Source organism: Caballeronia sp. M23-90, from assembly GCF_053574605.1.
In genome coordinates, this window is sequence record NZ_JBSIPA010000833.1 from 1 (window position 1) to 1,257 (window position 1,257).

The window sequence follows — 1,257 nt, forward strand, 5'->3', positions numbered from 1 at the left end:
TAGGCGAACGCAACGCGGCGCTGGAGCGCCAGCCGCCGGCATCGTGATCAGAGCGTGCGGCCGGTTTCAAGCCAGCCGCCTATCAGTGCGATCGCTGCTGACCGGTTGTGCACGCATAGCGCCCGGAACATGACCGACAGATGCACCTTGACGGTTCCCTCGGCGACACCGAGTTCCCGCGCGATCATCTTGTTGGTCCAGCCGCGGTACACGAGCCGCATGATTTCCTGCTGGCGTGGCGACAGGTTTTCCATCAGATGCCGATGATGCGGCTGGATACCAACCGGCAACGCCTCCACGACAGCCCCCCCGGAACGTTCGGCAACGGGCGCAGGGGCCTGCCCGGGTCCGAGCAGACTCAGCGCTTCAATGGGAACGTAGGCGCCGCCGAGAAGCACGAGCTCGATTGCCTTGAGCATCACGCTTGCGGGTTCGCGCTTCGGCACGAAACCGAGTGCGCCGGCGGCAAGCACCGCGCGCATTTCGTCGGCTGACTCCTCCGCCGACAACACCACCAGCGGCAGTGCCGGATTCGCCTTCAGCAGCGTTTGCAGCGACGCTGCACCTTCCATGCCGGCCATGTGCAGGTCGACTATCGCGAGGTCGTGGTTCGCTTCCGGCCTCGCAGCGGCAGCGAGCGTTTCCCAGCTATCGGCTTCGTCGAACTGGGCGTCGGGGTCGAGCCCGCGCAGCAGCGATTTCACGCCTTGCCGGATCAGTTCGTGGTCATCGGCCACCAGAAACCTCATGGCATCTCCATGTCGCGGGCCTGCTTTGTCGAGTGGCTTGGATGCGGTCTGACTGAAGCGGTCGTATTGGCGATTATGTGGCTTGAATTCGTTATGGCAACAGGATTATTTATGCGAAGTATCCACGTGCGCTACTTAAACGAACGAACGCCGGTTTTTTTTGAACCCGCCCGTCAGGCTTCAAAGCACGGCAAGCCACCCGCCATCGACGTAGATGATCTGCCCGTTCACATAACTCGACGCCGCCGACGACAGGAACACCGCCGTGCCGACAAGTTCCTCCGGCGTGCCCCAGCGCTGAGACGGGTTGCTGCTTTTCACCCATGCATCGAAGGTGGGATTCTCGACCAGCGGCTTGTTCATGTCGGTGAGGATGTACCCCGGGCCAATCGCGTTCGCCTGGATATTCGATGCCGCCCATTCCGCGCTCATCGCGCGCGTCAGCATCTTGATGCCACCCTTCGCGACCGTGGGCGCCTACACCGCCGCGAAGGGTGGCATCAAGATG

Annotated in this window: 1 protein-coding gene and 1 pseudogene; both read right to left on the reverse strand. The window is 62.5% G+C overall.

From position 1 onward, the window contains the following. Positions 1-47: 47 nt before the first annotated feature. A complete protein-coding gene (locus ACRXB1_RS36255) occupies positions 48-749 on the reverse strand; it encodes a response regulator transcription factor (protein ID WP_174363281.1) in 702 nt (233 codons plus the stop codon). 180 nt (positions 750-929) lie between these two features. After that, positions 930-1,226 (reverse strand): annotated as a pseudogene (locus ACRXB1_RS36260) (SDR family oxidoreductase); the annotation flags it as partial. Positions 1,227-1,257: the final 31 nt, after the last annotated feature.

Bases quoted from the DNA above. Each gene is read 5' to 3' on its own strand.
- ACRXB1_RS36255 (WP_174363281.1), bottom strand. From the start codon at position 749: ATGAGGTTTCTGGTGGCCGATGACCACGAACTGATCCGGCAAGGCGTG.